Below are 15,564 nucleotides of genomic sequence, written 5' to 3'. Positions count from 1 at the left end.
TTAATTTATATATTATGTCTGATTTAGTAATTAAAGTAGAAAATATCTCCAAACAATACCGGTTAGGCCAGGTGAGTACCGGCACCTTGAACCATGATATTAACCGCTGGTGGCACAAGCTCAGAGGAAAGGAAGATCCCTATCTGAAAATTGGAGACAGTAACGACCGTACTGCCAAAGGCGGCAGTGATTATGTGTGGGCATTGCGTGATATCAATTTTGAAGTACAACAAGGAGAGGTGCTGGGCATTATAGGCCGTAATGGAGCGGGTAAAAGCACTTTGCTGAAAATCCTTAGCCGAACAACAGCTCCAACGATCGGCAATATCAAGATCAAAGGACGGGTAGCCAGCTTGCTGGAAGTGGGAACAGGGTTTCATCCGGAATTAAGCGGCCGTGAAAATATTTTCCTGAACGGCGCCATTCTTGGTATGACCCGAAAGGAAATTGAACGCAAGTTTGATGAGATCGTTGATTTTGCAGGAATCGAACGTTATGTTGATACACCGGTAAAACGGTACAGCAGCGGTATGTATGTGCGGCTGGCCTTTGCAGTAGCTGCTCACCTTGAACCTGAAATACTAATTGTGGATGAAGTGCTGGCCGTAGGTGATTCCGAATTTCAGAAAAAGTGTTTGGGGAAAATGAAAGATGTAAGTGAGCGGGAAGGCCGTACGGTTTTATTTGTAAGCCATAATATGGCAGCAGTAAAACAACTCTGTACAAAAGGTGTTGTATTACGGAACGGTGAATTGGTTTTTTCAGGCACACAGTATGAAGCTGTTAATAATTATCAAAATGCAAGCCAGACAAACAGCAGTTTTTTACACTATGGCGATATATCAAATGCACCTGGAAACGAAAACATAAGAATTTTATCTTTCAATATTCTGCCACTTAAAGCAGATGTAATTACTATTTCAAATGGTATTTATTTCGAGATCGAGTTTGTAAATTATAAAGCGAATACAAATGTTGATGTTACATTTGAGTTGAAAACAATCGATGAAATTATTGTTTTTCATAATGGTGCACTTATTTCCACCAAGCAAGATTCAAAACTTGGAAAATATAAAGTAAAAGGGGAGTTGCCTCCGAATTTTTTAAACGCAGGCACGTATTATTTTAATCTTATTTTTGGTGAAAATCAACGCTATCCCTTACACATTGAAAGAGATTTTGTTCAATTTGAGGTAATGAATGAGAGTGTTGGCACTAACTCCCATCCTTCACCAGGTGTCGTAAGACCGGCTATCACTTATCAAATATCGTTTGAATGAACAAGAAAATTCCAGAATTGATACAATTCGAATCAATAGGGTCTGCTGAGCTTGGATATATTTCTGTTGCTCAGCAAGATCGAAATATACCTTTTATAATTAGGCGTACGTACTGGACATATTTTACTCCACAAAATGTAAAACGTGGAGGGCATGCAAATATAGAAAAGGAGCTGGTGCTTGTTGCTGTTGCGGGTACAATTACTGTTTCAACTGAGCTGCAAGATGGGTATAAAGAGGATTTTATTCTTGACCGACCTGACTATGGTTTGTATCTTCCAAAACTCTGTTGGCATAGTATGCAATATTCCCACAATGCTGTTCAGATGGTATTGGCGTCTAATTTTTATTCAGCTGAAGATTACATACGTGATTACAACGACTTTTTGAAATATGGGAAATTATAAAGTACATAGTTTAGCTGATGTGCAAACTTCCAACATTGGAGATGAAACTTATGTTTGGCAATATGCCGTAATACTTAAGGGTGCTAAAATCGGTAATAATTGCAATATTAATTGTCATACGTTTATCGAGAATGATGTTTTTGTTGGCAATAACGTTACTGTTAAAAGTGGTGTTTATTTGTGGGATGGAATAACAATAGAGGACAATGTTTTTATTGGACCCAATGTTACATTCACAAACGATCGATACCCCCGTTCAAAGATTTATCCATCTACTTTTCAGCGAACAATTGTTAAAGAGTTTGCGTCTATTGGAGCAAATTCAACTATTCTTGGAGGAGTTTCAATTGGTTCCTATGCATTAGTTGGGGCGGGGAGTCTGGTTACCAAATCAATTCCTGATTTTGCATTGGTGTATGGAAGTCCGGCAAAAATTATTGGCTGGGTTGATGAAAGTGGGAATAAGCTTTTAAAGGAGAATGGATTGTGGGTAAAAGCGGATGGTACAAAGTATAAAGTTGAGAATAACAGCTTAGTCTCCTATCAATAGACAGACTACCAGGTGACTATTTTTCAAATATTAAAGCTGAATGAAAGTATTACTTCTAGGGTATAATTATGCAAGCGTTATTAGCAGTATTTGCGACGGCAATAAAGCTATTGGAGTTGACTGCAGGGCAATATTAGCCGAAACGTATATTTATAAATACCGTAAATACGACAATATTGAAACTCCGTTTGTTAACAACAAAAAAACCTGGATTGGCAAAAGATTGAATACAATTCAAGCTTACTTTAAACTTTACAAAGCCTTGAAAAATGCAGATGTCATTCACGTTTTCTCTGATTTTGACGTAAGCAACAGGTTTTTTTCAAGTCAACAGTTTAAAAATTATTTCTTTGGAAAAGTGTTCAAAGGAAAAAAGTTTGTGACATTTCTTGGGGTTGATATTCGAAACCCAAAAATCGAGTATGAGGTTAATCCATTCTATAAATATGCTGCTTATTCTAAGAATTATGAATACGGACATATTGAAACAGAAAATCAATCAAATCGATTACAGGAATCATTTAGCAAGCTTGGCTTTCATTTGATAAGCAGTGTAGAAACGGAAATGTTTATCAATCCTGAATATTTTCCTCAGTTTAAAATCTGTCATTATCCGTCTAACCCCATATCTAAATCCTCAGAGGAAAGTAAAAGGTCAGAAAAAAAAATTAGAATTGCTCATGCTCCAACAGCTCCATTTGCTAAGGGCACTCCTTATGTTATAGAGGCAATTAGAAATTTAGAAAAACAAGGAATAACTAATTTTGAGTTTGTACTTCTGAAGGATTTAACTGTAGATGAATACCTTTCAGAACTGGCGAAGACAGATATTTTAATTGATCAGTTGATTTGGGGATGGTATGGTGTGGCAGCACAACAGGCATTATCAATGGGTAAAATAGTTTTTTGTTATGTTAGTGATAATCGAACCAAATACATAGAAAACGCTCCTGTCATTAATGTTAATTGCAATAACCTCACAGAAACACTGATTTCTTTTCTTAAAAAATCCCAAGAAGAAATCGATCAGATTAAACAATCCGGGGTTTCTTACTATGATTTGAATCATAGGCCCGAATTAATTGCAGCTCAGTTTTTAGATGCATATCAAAAGGCATAATATTTAAAGCAATTCGAATGAAACTACCTTTCTTATCCTTCGATAATACGAATAAACAAATTGGCCCCGAAATTCATCAGGCTTTTGAAAAAGTTTTTAAAAGCAATTGGTATATCATGGGCGAATCGGTAAAACAATTTGAACAAGAGTACTCGTTGTTTAATGAAACTAAACATGCAATTGGCATCAGCAATGGTTTAGACGCTTTGCATATTGCTCTCCGGACCTTAGAGGTCGGCGAGGGTGATGAAGTGATCCTTCCTTCACATACATATATTGCAACGATACTCGCTGTTTCGTATACAGGTGCAACACCTGTGTTTGTAGAACCCGATGAGCATACATATAATATTGACGTAACTAAAATTGAAGCAGCAGTAACCGCTCGCACAAAAGCAATTATGCCGGTGCATTTATACGGGCAGGCATGTAATATGGAGGCTATAATGACCATAGCCGAAAAACATAAATTGTTTGTAATTGAAGATAATGCGCAGGCGCATGCCGCCGTGTGGAACGGGAAACTAACCGGTAGCTGGGGGCATATCAACGCTACCAGTTTTTACCCTGGTAAAAACCTGGGTGCATTAGGTGATGCCGGTGCTGTTACTACAAACGATCTTGCACTTGCTGCAAAAGCAGCCATGTTTCGTAATTATGGTTCGGTACAGAAATACAAACATGAGATAATTGGTTATAACCAAAGGCTTGATGAAATGCAGGCGGCCTTTTTAAGTGTTAAACTGAAGTATCTGCAGCAATGGACAAAGCAGCGGCAGGAGATCGCTTCCTGGTATAACGAACTACTGGCAGGAGTGGGTGATATTATAACCCCTTATGTGGCAACCGGAGCAAGCCATGTGTATCACCTCTATGTAATACGTACGCAACAACGGGACTCACTGCAACAATACCTGCACCAACAGGGAATCGGTACATTGATCCATTATCCCATACCTGTACATTTACAGGAAGCATACAGCAGCCTTGGTTATACAAAAGGCGACTTTCCCATAGCAGAACAATTGGCTGATACCTGCCTGAGCTTGCCTGTATGGCCGGGTATGCAGAAGGAGCAAACGCAATTTGTAGCAGCCAGCATTCAACAATTTTTTGCAAGCTGATGCAGGTTCCCTTAGTAACGGTAACAGCACTTTGTTACAACCACAGCCGGTATGTAACTGAAACACTGGAAAGCATCCGGCAGCAGGATTACTCAAATCTTGAAGTGATCATTATTGACGATTGTTCAACCGATGATTCGGTGTTGGTGATTCAGCAATGGTTACAGCAACATCAACTGAACTGGGAATTTATTCCGCATACTGTTAACTGCGGCGTTTCAAAATCGTTGAACGAAGGGAGTGACCGTGCAAGCGGAACTTATTTAAAAGTGATTGCCTGCGATGACCGATTACTTCCCCATTGTATCAGTACACTTGTTGGGGAGCTTGATCCATTGTCTGCAGAATATGCCATGCTGTATGCAAACGTGGAAACCATTGATGAAAACGGGCAGTTATTTGGCAGTACACCTTTTGAAGAACGGAACTGGCTTACTGATGCTGATGTACCATCGGGTAAATTATTTGCCCAGTTGGCACAACTCTGCTTTATACCTGCAGCAAGCACACTCATCCGTACTTCAGTTTTGCAAGCATTACGGTTTGATGAGGAATTGCATTTTGAAGATTGGGATATGTGGCTGCGTATGTCGAAACAATATCTGATCAAGGGCATTGCAACGCCGGTGGTACAATACCGCATCCACCGTACATCCATGTATCAGCAAAAATCGCCTGCTTACCAGGATGCTGAACTTCGCACTGCTGAAAAACACCTTGGGTTTGATCAAGAGGCAGACACTTACCTCAAAGAATATATCTACCGCAAAAGTATCAGCTTGTATATGCATGGCGGTTTTCGTCCACTGTACTGGCTCTGGCAGCGTTTCCTGATCAAAAAAAACGGAAAGAACCTGCTGCATGTTTTATTAGCACTTGCGGGAATCAGTTATAAAAAGAAATTAAAATGGGAGAATCGATTCAAGGGGGTTTAGTAGATATTCTTATCTTATTTTATAATAAAGTTGATCAGACAATTGACTGCATCAATAGTTTTTTGCCCTCTGGTCAGCATATTTATGTGTTGAACAATGGCTCGGATGAGCAGCAGCTTAAAAAGCTATCCCGGTTTTATGCAAGCAATCCGCAAGTTCATCTACTGGATGCAGGTAAAAATCTCGGCGTATCGGGAGGTCGTAATTTTCTGATACAGCATACCCGGGCACCATGGCTCCTGAGCGTAGATAATGATATTACTATTGAACCTGTTCAAAGCTGGCTGCATTTGTTCCAGGAATTTACAGCCGGGCATCCGGATACTGCGATCATTGTACCGCAAATTTATAATGTTCATGAACAGTGTAACAGCGACCAGTTAAGAGTGCGAGTAGAAAATAGCAAGGTGTTTGTGGATGCGGGGAGTTTTGCTGTTACAAATTGTTTTCCCGGCGGGGCCTCTTTCATTCAACGAGCAGTGTTTGAACAATACGGGCTGTTTGACGAAGGGATGTTTGTTGGATTTGAGGATTATGAATTTGCTTTACGTGCAATACTTTCTGAAAAGGGAGCATTTGCAGTGTACCATATCAATACAATCCGGTTGATCCATGATCACCAGTATCAAAAAAGCAGTTCAGATAAAGAGGCCGTAAAGCAGCGCTACAGTGAGGAACGTTTAACAGCCAGTTATAACCGAATAGTTGAAAAATTCGGAATTGAATTTGACCATGACTGGCAATGGTGGACAAAAAAACAGGTGCAGGAGATGACGGAACCAGTATGGGTGAGCAAAGCCAAATCAATCTTTGGCAGAATCCTAGGTAAGAACTGATGCATATTTTACTTGTAACGTATGAATTTCCGCCAGCGATGGCAACAGGTGGCATTGGTTCGTATATGAATCATTTGGCAAATTTGCTTTATCGGAAAGGGCACAAGGTGTCGGTAATATCGGCTACTTATTACCATAACAAGGAGTCGATTGTGCAGCGTGAGTTTTGTATCAATTATCTGGTTCCTGTGGCAGACCCGAATCAATTTCGAGCCCGGGCATTAGCAGTTTTTGAACAATATTTTAACGCCCATGAAGTTGATTTAATGGAAAGCCCTGAGGTAGGGGCTTGTGGATTGGATATAAAGTTGAAGTATCCGTTTATTCCATTGCTGGTAAAAATGCATACACCCGGTGTGTTGATTACAAAAGTGTCGAATACTTATCAACCGTTCCTCACGAAATTGCGTTTTGTAGCGGGCGCATTTCTTCGAGGACGCATCGATTTTGGTTACTGGAATAAAACAGATAGCAACAAGCACCAGAATCCCGAATATATTATTTGTACGCAAGCCGACCTGATTCTAACGCCATCAAAGGCTTTGCGAGATTGGGGAATATCCTATTGGAAATTACCGCAGGAAAAAATCAAGCTACTGGCAAATCCCTTTACAGCTGACAGCGAATTGTTTCAGTTTCCTATTGATCGTGAAACAAAGACGATTTGTTTTGTGGGCAAACTCACCATACTGAAAGGAATGTTTACGTTTACTCCGGCGCTTAAAATCATTCTTGAGCAGCATCCGGATTATTCAGCGATTATTATTGGAAGAGATGAATCTGTGTCGGAAGAGATGCCCTCCATGAAAGGGTGGATGCAGCAGGAGCTTCGCACCGTCGCCAAGCGGGTGCGTTTTACCGGCGCTCTTACAGGTGCTCAGGTAAAACAGGAGTTAGCCAAAAGCGATATTGCAGTAGTGCCAAGTTTGTGGGAGAATTATCCAACAGTAGTACTGGAAGCAATGGCCGCCGGTTGTGCAGTAGCTGCATCGGATCGTGGGGGGATTCCTGAAATTATTAAAGATCGCCAAACAGGTTTGCTCTTTGAACCCAAACATGTTTCTTCCATTGTTAATTCAATCAATGAGCTGATTACAAATAAAGTGTTTCGTTTACAGATTGCAACGGCGGGCCGGAAAAAAATTCAAAATATGAATAACGAATTATTTATTCTGGAAACAGAAAGTATTTACAGATCCGTGATGAAAATACCTGTGCCATAACAGCAATGCGAATCATCCATTTTCATAACGGAGCAGGCGGTGGAGTATTATCCGTTATCAGAAACCTGTTGTTGTACAGGCAGCATAATGAAATTGAGAATCATGTAATTTATACAATCAATAAGGATCTGGTAAAAAATTTTCAGCTTCCGGGTTTAGTTGGTGCGGCCAGTGAGCAAGTGTTTTATTACTCGCCTCGCTGGAATTTCTACTACACATGCCGACAGCTTTCAAAACTGCTACCTGATGAGCAAGCTGTAATTGTTGCGCATGATTGGCTCGAGTTAGGTATGGTATCACAGCTCGGTTTGGCAAATCCTGTAATTATGTTTTTACATGGCGATTATGAATATTATTACCGGCTCGCCATTAAGCATGTTACGTCGGTAAACGCATTTGCATGTGTGGCATCGGCCATTAAAAAAAAATTACAACAGCAGCTTCCTGCACGTACAAATGATATCACTTACGTAGAGTTGCCTGTACCAGGTATAAACGCCTTTGCCAGCAGAAAGTCAGGTAGTCGGATTGTATTCATCGGACGATGTGAGGAAGGGAAAGGTTATTTTTTACTACCACTTATTGATGAACAATTACGAACGAAAGGTCATCATTTTGAATGGCACATTTTTGGGGAAGGGTCTGACAACTGTGAAAATCAATCGGTATGGGGAGCTCAAAGTAATGTTACTTTTTATGGAGTTATACCCAGTGCTCAAATGCTCAACGAACTACCACGTTTTGATTTTTTAGTATTGCCAACAATTGCAGAAGGGATGCCTGTTACAATCATTGAAGCAATGAAAGCAGGCGTGCTCGCAATAGTCAATAATTTGCCCGGAGGTGTACAAGAGTTGATTGGTAGAAATGAGCGGGGGGTGTTAATTGAAGGAAATAAAATTGATGGATATGTAAAAGTGTTTCAGAAACTTCAACTGCATCCAGAAGAGGTGCAGGCCTTAACAACGGCTGCAATGCAATATGCCAACATTATATTTGATGCTGCACGTTGTACAGCCAATATTGAACAGTTTCTATTGCAGCATAGTCAAAAACGAAGCAGCATAAAAAAAGTGAAAGTATATGGAAGTATACTTGATCAGCCCGGTATTCCCAATTTCATTGTTTATTCAACAAGAATGGTGTTACAATTAACTAAAAAACTTAAATGATAACGATTACAGAAGACAAGCAGGTAGTTCTTTTTCGTTGGCTATGGGTGCTGAGTGCAGTTGCTTTTTTAGCAGTTACACTTATTTCGTTATCTCCCAACCTAACCATTCATCATTACCGCCAATCGCAAACGGCTATAACGTCACTGTATCTTTCACTATCAGAATTTAAACTGAGTTATCTTACTCCTATCATGGGTTCTCCATGGACAGTGCCTATGGAGTTTCCGCTGTATCAATATTTGGCCTTAGTCATTCATAAATTTTCCGGCATAGATTTAATTGTTGCAGGTAAGGTCATCAACATCAGTGCGCACATCATTAACAACCTGCTGCTGCTGGCAATCGGCAAACGATTGAACATTTCTTCTGCAGCAGTTTACATCGCTTTGATTTTTTATAATTTATTCCCTTTCTATCTCGTATTTGATACGGTTTTTTTGATCGATACATTTTCGCTAACTCTTTGTCTTCAGGCTATATATTTTCTGTGCGAATGGTTTCACTATTCAAAAAAGTATACATCGCTTTTTTTCTTTACAATATTTGGCACACTATGCGGCTTAAGTAAAAGCACTACGTTTATTGGAATTTTAGCCCCTGCAACAGCTCTTTTGTTTTTTTACTATGCAAACAGACAGTCGGTTTTTGCCAAACCACTACGACTCAGCCTCACAAAATTGCGTTTTTTCCTGTTGGCTACAACAGGTTTCGTACTGGCTTTTTTCATTACGTTTATGTGGGTGAAATATGCCGATGCTGTAAAACAGGGAAACCCTTTATCCGCCATGTGGACATCATCTGCCACAAGAACATGGAATTTTGGAACACTTGAACAACGGTTATCTATCAACAACTGGAAACAGTATTTTACATATTCGATGCTTTCGCATTTAAGCTCTTATATGCTTGTTGGTATTTTGTTTGTATTATTCTCAGTTCTTTCAGATAAAAAACAAAAGCTAGCCGCACTCAGTTTACTTTTGTTGTATCTGGCTCCATTGTTTTTTTTCTTCAATCTTTTTTTCATCCATACATATTATAGTACAGCTAATATTTTGTTTTTGTACCTCTTTTTTGGATATATGTTTTGGGTAGTGGTCAGTGCAAAAAATAGGTTTGCGAGGGTAAGCGGTTGGGCTGTATTGTTGCTATTCTTTGTTTTTGGATTATACCGTTCATATGCTTTTCGACACCAGATAATTAAAAATAAACCAGAGCCAGGTGTTTACAGCCAGTTAAATCGTTTACCCATTCAGCCAAAGCCGAATGATGTAATTGTTGTGGTACAGAATTCAAGAGACCCCTACATCGGTTTTTATTTTAAATGCAGAAGCATAAACCTGAATGAGGCGGAGTACGTGACAAATGGTAAGGCGGAAGGAATCAAAAAACTTGCCGGTGGCCTGCCAATTGTGATGTTATGTATTGTAAGTGACGATTCTCTGAATGTTTTGCCAGCAAATTACCAGGGTATTTTTACTGAACGCTACAAAACAATTTCTGTTTCCCATTATCCTGAAACAAATAAGTACTATAATTTTTTTTGGTAACTAATTATGCTTACATCAATTCTAATCACCGGCGGTTGCGGTTTTGCAGGGTCAAACCTGGCACTTTATTTTAAGGCTGCTTATCCTGACGCAAGTATTATAGCGTTTGATAATCTCAAACGTCGTGGCTCTGAGTTAAGTCTTGGCCGATTGAAGGCAGCAGGTATTGAGTTTATACATGGTGATATCCGCAACAAAGAAGATTTTGATGAAGTGGGGAAGGTTGATTTTATTATTGAAGCGGCAGCAGAACCTTCGGTACTTGCCGGGATTGATAGCACACCTGATTATGTAGTGAACACCAACTTGCTTGGCACCATCAATTGTTTAAATTATGCTGTAAAGCAAAAAGCAGGTATCATCTTTTTATCAACCAGTCGTATCTATCCTTTTGGTTTGCTTGATGAAGCGGCTTATACAGAAAGTGATACCCGGTTTCATTTCAGCAATGAACAAACGATAAAAGGTGTTTCATCAAAAGGCATCACTACTGAGTTCCCTATTGAAGGTGCGAGGTCACTCTATGGTGCTACAAAACTTGCTTCAGAATTATTGATCACTGAGTATATTGAATTTCTTGGATTGAAAGCTGTCGTCAACCGTTGTGGTGTGCTTACCGGTCCGTGGCAAATGGGTAAGGTGGATCAGGGTGTCATTGTATTGTGGATGGCCCGTCATTTCTGGAAACGGAATCTTACCTACAATGGTTATGGCGGAATGGGAAAACAGGTAAGAGACATGCTGCATATTCACGACTTGTTTCGTTTAATTGATTGGCAAATTCAACATATTGATGCGATCAACGGCCAGATCAAGAATGTAGGAGGAGGATTTGATTGCAGTGTATCACTGAAAGAACTCACAGCTATCTGCGAACGTATCACCGGGAACAGTATTACGATAACACCTATACCTGAAAACAGAAAAGCAGATGTACGATTATACATCACTGATAATACAGCCATCACTGCAAACACGGGATGGCAACCATTGTACACACCTGAAAAGATCATGCAGGAAATCTATGCATGGATAAGAGATCATGAAGAACAACTAAAACCAATTTTATATTAACATGTCAGTAGCTATTGTAACAGGATCAGCAGGATTGATCGGAAGTGAATCCGTAAGTTTTTTGGCAGATAAATTTGATACTGTTGTGGGGATCGATAATAACCTGCGTCAGTATTTTTTTGGCGAAGATGGTAGTACCAAATGGAACAGGGAACGACTCGCCAATCAATACGACAACTATAAACATTATACGGTTGACATCAGAGACACAACTGCTTTGCAAAAAGTATTTGAAGCGTATGGAAGTGCCGTTCAGCTTATCATTCATGCAGCTGCGCAACCTAGTCATGATTGGGCTGCACGTGAGCCGCTTACTGATTTTTCCGTTAATGCAACGGGCACGTTGAACATGCTTGAAATGACAAGACAATTTTGTCCTGAAGCTGTTTTCATTTTTACCTCTACCAATAAAGTGTATGGTGATACGCCCAATTACCTGCCCTTAGTAGAAACAGATACGAGATGGGAGATCGATTCCTCACATGCTTATTACGAGCATGGTATTGATGAACACATGAGTATCGATCATACAAAGCACTCTTTGTTTGGCGCATCTAAAGTTGCTGCTGATGTACTGGTGCAGGAGTATGGCAAATACTTTGGTATGAAGACAGCTGTATTTCGTGGCGGTTGTTTAACAGGTCCCAACCATTCAGGTGCGCAGCTACATGGGTTCCTGGCCTATCTTATGAAGTGTGCCATTACCGGTAATCAATACACCATCTTTGGTTACAAAGGAAAACAGGTGCGTGATAATATTCACAGTAACGACTTGGTAAATATGTTCTGGCATTTCTATCAGAACCCCAGACCCGGCGAAGTTTACAATGCGGGAGGCGGACGTTTTGCCAACTGCTCGATGCTGGAAGCAATTGCACTCTGCGAAAGCGTAAGCGGCAATAAAATGAATTATACTTATTCTGATACAAATCGTATTGGCGACCATATCTGGTACATCAGTGATCTTTCTAAGTTTAAACAGCATTATCCTGAGTGGAACTGGAAGTTTGATCTCACTGTTACACTTGAAGAAATGTTCAATGCATTACGTTCACGTATCTAAGCACTACTATTCCTTATGTCATTACGTATAAAACTTATTCAGTTTCTGATCGATATTAATGAGAAGCTGATCTTTTATCCAAGGCTTTCGAACTATTACCGTAAACATGTTGAGGTTAAGAAACCGGTTATATTTGATGTGGGCGCTAACAAAGGGCAGACCATCAGCTTCTTTCTAAATTTATTCCCTGAGGCAAAGATCTTTGCATTTAAACCTAATCCCCGGTTGTACCAGGTTCTGAAGAAAAAATTCGGCCACTTAGAAAATGTAAAACTTATTAATAAAGGTGTAAGTAACCAGAGTGGAAAGTTGCTGTTAAAAGAAACGGTTACAGACGAAACATCAACGTTTGAAGAATTGAATTACGATTCTGATTACCTGAAAATGAAGGCAAAGGTACTTGGTGTAAAGCCTGAAGAAGTAGTTGCAGCTTCTTATGAGGTAGATGTGATTACCCTGAATGCATTCATAAAAGAAGAATCGCTTGATTTTATTGACGTGGTTAAAATTGATACCGAGGGGCACGAGCTTAAATGTCTGGAAGGATTATTTGAAGGAAATACCGCTACGATTCAATTCATTCAACTTGAACAGCATCATGATGATATGTATCTAAAGGCAGTTAAAGCTGAGGAGATCGATTTGCTGTTACAAAATAGTGGATTTGTAATAAGCGCTAAGATCAAACATGGGTTTGGTGATTTCGAAGAGTTGATGTTTAAGCGAATCTGATTTTAAAAATCTTTATACAAGTATGCTCAAACTTTCCATAGTAATACCTGCCTATAACGAAGAAGGATCCATTGCAGAAACTGTGCAAACTCTTTTCGAGGTATTGCAGAAGTATAAAATTGATCATGAAATTGTTGTGATCAATGATAATTCAAAAGACAATACTATACAGGTATTGCAGGGGTTGCAGGAGCAGGTTCATTCGTTGGTTTACTATACAAATAAAGGACCGAATGGTTTTGGTTATGCAGTACGCTATGGGTTGGAAAAATTCACCGGTGACTGTGTGGCTGTGATGATGGCTGACCTCTCTGATGATCCGCTTGACCTTGTACGTTTTTATCATCGTATGTTGGAAGATAATGTGGATTGTGTATTTGGATCCCGTTTTATAAAGGGTGGTAAGCTCATTGATTATCCGTTTCATAAACTGGTGATCAACCGCATGGCTAACACAATAATACGTATGGTGATTGGCACCCGTTATAATGATGCAACCAATGCGTTTAAGTTATACAAAAAAGAAACTATTGCAGGAATACAGCCATTAATGGCGCCACATTTCAATCTAACAATTGAACTTTCGTTAAAAACGATCGTGCGTGGATATAGTTATACGGTTGTGCCAAATTCGTGGCGAAACCGTAAAGCAGGTGTTTCAAAACTCAAGATCAGGGAAATGGGTAGCCGTTATTTTTTTATTTTAATGTATTGTTTCATTGAGAAATTTTTCTCAAGGGGAGATTACAAAAAAAATATTCTTCATCTGGAACAAAAAAAGGGGAAGGCACAACATGCAAGCTGAACAACTATTGGTGAGTGTATTGATGACGGCTTACAACAGAGAAAAATTTATCGGCGAGGCTATTGAAAGTGTCCTTGCGTCAACATATACAAATTTTGAATTGATAATTGTTGATGATTTATCAGTTGATGGAACTGTTGAAATTGCACAATCGTTTGCGGCTAAAGATCAACGAATAAGGGTGTATAAAAATGAAAGGAATCTCGGAGACTATGGTAACAGAAATAAAGCTGCTTCATTTGCAAAAGGGGATTATTTGATGTATGTTGATTCCGACGATCAAATATTGTATAACGGAATTGAACTCTGTGTGAGTGCAATGCAAATGTTTCCAGAGGCTGGTTTTGGGATTCATGTTAAGGGATCAGATACAAGTAACCCCGTTCTGATAAACCCAACAAAGGCAATTCACGAACATTTTTTTGACCAACCCTTTCTTGTTTGCGGCCCAGGTGGTACTATTCAAAAGCGTAGTTTTTTCAAATCTATAGGCGAATATCCAACTAAGTATGGTCCTGCAAATGATATGTATTACAATCTTAAAGCTGCATCACAAGCCTCAATTGTGAAATTACCCTTCGATTTCATGATTTATCGAAGACATGAAGGGCAAGAGATAAATAACCAATTTTCATATCTATCGAATGGATATTTGTATCTACGAGATGCGATAAAAGAATTAAATCTTCCAATTACAGAAGATGCGAAAAGGTGGATTCTGAAAAAAAATGACCGCAGAATGGTTGTAAATTTGGCTATGTTTTTTTTTAGAGGATTTAATTTAAAAAAAACAATAAAAGTTATAAAAAAAACAGAGTTTTCTTTGATGAACTTTGTTAACGGGGTATTTCACATTAATTAATCTATTCTTACTCCGACCATTGAAATATCAGAGTAAATTAAAAAAGAATGTATGAATAAATTTTATCAGGAAAAATATTTCAATTCTCCCATCTTTCAGTATGACTATGCGCCAATAGCTGATGCTATAGTAAAATCATACAATCCAAAAAAAATTATTGAGTTTGGCTGCGGAAGCGGACAGTTAAGTAAAGCGCTTGGAAAGCGAGGTGTAGCAGTTCTTGCTTTGGATGGCTATGCAAAACCGGATTTTAGTGGTTATGATTCTATAAAGTTTCAATCACTTGATTTGAATGATGAAACCGGGGTTTCGCAATTTTTAAGTCAATTAAACGAAACATATGATCTTGCAGTATCACTTGAAGTAGCAGAGCATCTCCAGCCGACAATTTCTTTCTCTTTAATAAAGTGGATGACGGGAGTCGCAGATGTTGTTGTGTTTTCTGCTGCTGTACCAAAACAAAGCGGCGATGGGCATATCAACTGCAGGACTCATCTGGACTGGTATAAAGATTTTCAGGCAAATCACTTTGTTATTGCAGATACAATCCGTGGCCAGTTTCGACATCATGTTAATGTTGGAATGTGGTACAAAACCAATACTATCGATTATGTGAAAGCCGGTTCAGTTTTCGATAAACCCGCTTTGAGAGAAGATTTGACAGAACGATTGATTGAAGCAGAAGGCTTTGCTGTTTCTGAGTGCTTTCATTATACACATCAAACTGAGCTACGAGATTGGGCTCTGGGTTTACAGCCCATAAAATTGGCGGTCAGGTTTCGCAATATGATCACTCGAAAACTTGGGAAAACATCGATTGATTTTTAG

Annotated in this window: 16 protein-coding genes; all 16 read left to right on the top strand. The window is 39.2% G+C overall.

What is annotated here, in order from left to right:
• Positions 1 to 14 precede the first annotated feature (14 nt).
• The 16 genes from WG989_RS03480 to WG989_RS03405 are packed head-to-tail and all read left to right on the top strand — an operon-like array spanning position 15 to position 15,564.
• Positions 15 to 1,280, top strand: a complete 1,266-nt coding sequence (locus WG989_RS03480) for an ABC transporter ATP-binding protein (protein ID WP_340427385.1) — start codon at positions 15 to 17, stop codon at positions 1,278 to 1,280.
• Positions 1,277 to 1,687, top strand: coding sequence for a sugar 3,4-ketoisomerase (locus WG989_RS03475; RefSeq protein WP_340427383.1), 411 nt, complete (start codon positions 1,277 to 1,279; stop codon positions 1,685 to 1,687). The genes WG989_RS03480 and WG989_RS03475 overlap by 4 nt, the downstream gene beginning before the upstream one ends.
• Complete coding sequence (locus WG989_RS03470) at positions 1,674 to 2,237, top strand: acyltransferase (protein ID WP_340427380.1); 564 nt, start codon at positions 1,674 to 1,676, stop codon at positions 2,235 to 2,237. The genes WG989_RS03475 and WG989_RS03470 overlap by 14 nt, the downstream gene beginning before the upstream one ends.
• A 40-nt stretch (positions 2,238 to 2,277) precedes the next feature.
• Positions 2,278 to 3,357 carry a hypothetical protein gene (locus WG989_RS03465; protein WP_340427378.1) on the top strand — a complete coding sequence of 360 codons (1,080 nt, stop codon included), beginning with the start codon at positions 2,278 to 2,280 and terminating at the stop codon, positions 3,355 to 3,357.
• Positions 3,358 to 3,374: 17 nt separating this feature from the next.
• Positions 3,375 to 4,481, top strand: coding sequence for a DegT/DnrJ/EryC1/StrS family aminotransferase (locus tag WG989_RS03460; protein WP_340427376.1), 1,107 nt, complete (start codon positions 3,375 to 3,377; stop codon positions 4,479 to 4,481).
• On the top strand, positions 4,481 to 5,416 hold the full coding sequence (locus WG989_RS03455) for a glycosyltransferase family 2 protein (protein ID WP_340427374.1): 936 nt from the start codon (positions 4,481 to 4,483) through the stop codon (positions 5,414 to 5,416). The genes WG989_RS03460 and WG989_RS03455 overlap by 1 nt, the downstream gene beginning before the upstream one ends.
• Positions 5,389 to 6,252: a glycosyltransferase family 2 protein gene (locus tag WG989_RS03450; protein WP_340427372.1), complete on the top strand. Its 864-nt coding sequence runs from the start codon at positions 5,389 to 5,391 to the stop codon at positions 6,250 to 6,252. The genes WG989_RS03455 and WG989_RS03450 overlap by 28 nt, the downstream gene beginning before the upstream one ends.
• Complete coding sequence (locus tag WG989_RS03445) at positions 6,252 to 7,475, top strand: glycosyltransferase family 4 protein (protein WP_340427370.1); 1,224 nt, start codon at positions 6,252 to 6,254, stop codon at positions 7,473 to 7,475. Before WG989_RS03450 ends, WG989_RS03445 begins: the two co-directional genes overlap by 1 nt.
• 5 nt (positions 7,476 to 7,480) lie before the next feature.
• Entirely contained in the window at positions 7,481 to 8,647 is a 1,167-nt protein-coding gene (locus WG989_RS03440; RefSeq protein ID WP_340427368.1) for a glycosyltransferase family 4 protein, read from the top strand.
• Positions 8,644 to 10,200, top strand: a complete 1,557-nt coding sequence (locus WG989_RS03435) for a hypothetical protein (protein WP_340427366.1) — start codon at positions 8,644 to 8,646, stop codon at positions 10,198 to 10,200. The genes WG989_RS03440 and WG989_RS03435 overlap by 4 nt, the downstream gene beginning before the upstream one ends.
• 6 nt (positions 10,201 to 10,206) lie before the next feature.
• The gene (locus tag WG989_RS03430; RefSeq protein ID WP_340427363.1) at positions 10,207 to 11,274 is read left to right on the top strand and encodes an NAD-dependent epimerase/dehydratase family protein; all 1,068 of its coding nucleotides are present in this window, start codon (positions 10,207 to 10,209) and stop codon (positions 11,272 to 11,274) included.
• A gap of 1 nt (position 11,275) precedes the next feature.
• A complete protein-coding gene (locus WG989_RS03425; protein ID WP_340427361.1) occupies positions 11,276 to 12,337 on the top strand; it encodes an NAD-dependent epimerase/dehydratase family protein in 1,062 nt (353 codons plus the stop codon).
• A 15-nt stretch (positions 12,338 to 12,352) separates the two neighbouring features.
• A complete protein-coding gene (locus WG989_RS03420; protein ID WP_340427358.1) occupies positions 12,353 to 13,069 on the top strand; it encodes an FkbM family methyltransferase in 717 nt (238 codons plus the stop codon).
• Between the two features lie 22 nt (positions 13,070 to 13,091).
• On the top strand, positions 13,092 to 13,874 hold the full coding sequence (locus tag WG989_RS03415; protein WP_340427357.1) for a glycosyltransferase family 2 protein: 783 nt from the start codon (positions 13,092 to 13,094) through the stop codon (positions 13,872 to 13,874).
• On the top strand, positions 13,864 to 14,736 hold the full coding sequence (locus WG989_RS03410) for a glycosyltransferase family 2 protein (RefSeq protein ID WP_340427355.1): 873 nt from the start codon (positions 13,864 to 13,866) through the stop codon (positions 14,734 to 14,736). The genes WG989_RS03415 and WG989_RS03410 overlap by 11 nt, the downstream gene beginning before the upstream one ends.
• Positions 14,737 to 14,787: 51 nt before the next feature.
• Positions 14,788 to 15,564: a class I SAM-dependent methyltransferase gene (locus WG989_RS03405; RefSeq protein ID WP_340427353.1), complete on the top strand. Its 777-nt coding sequence runs from the start codon at positions 14,788 to 14,790 to the stop codon at positions 15,562 to 15,564.

Source organism: Lacibacter sp. H407, from assembly GCF_037892605.1.
Classification (GTDB): domain Bacteria; phylum Bacteroidota; class Bacteroidia; order Chitinophagales; family Chitinophagaceae; genus Lacibacter.
Note: the sequence above shows the minus strand (reverse complement) of the source record. Positions and strands in the feature narration are given on the sequence as shown.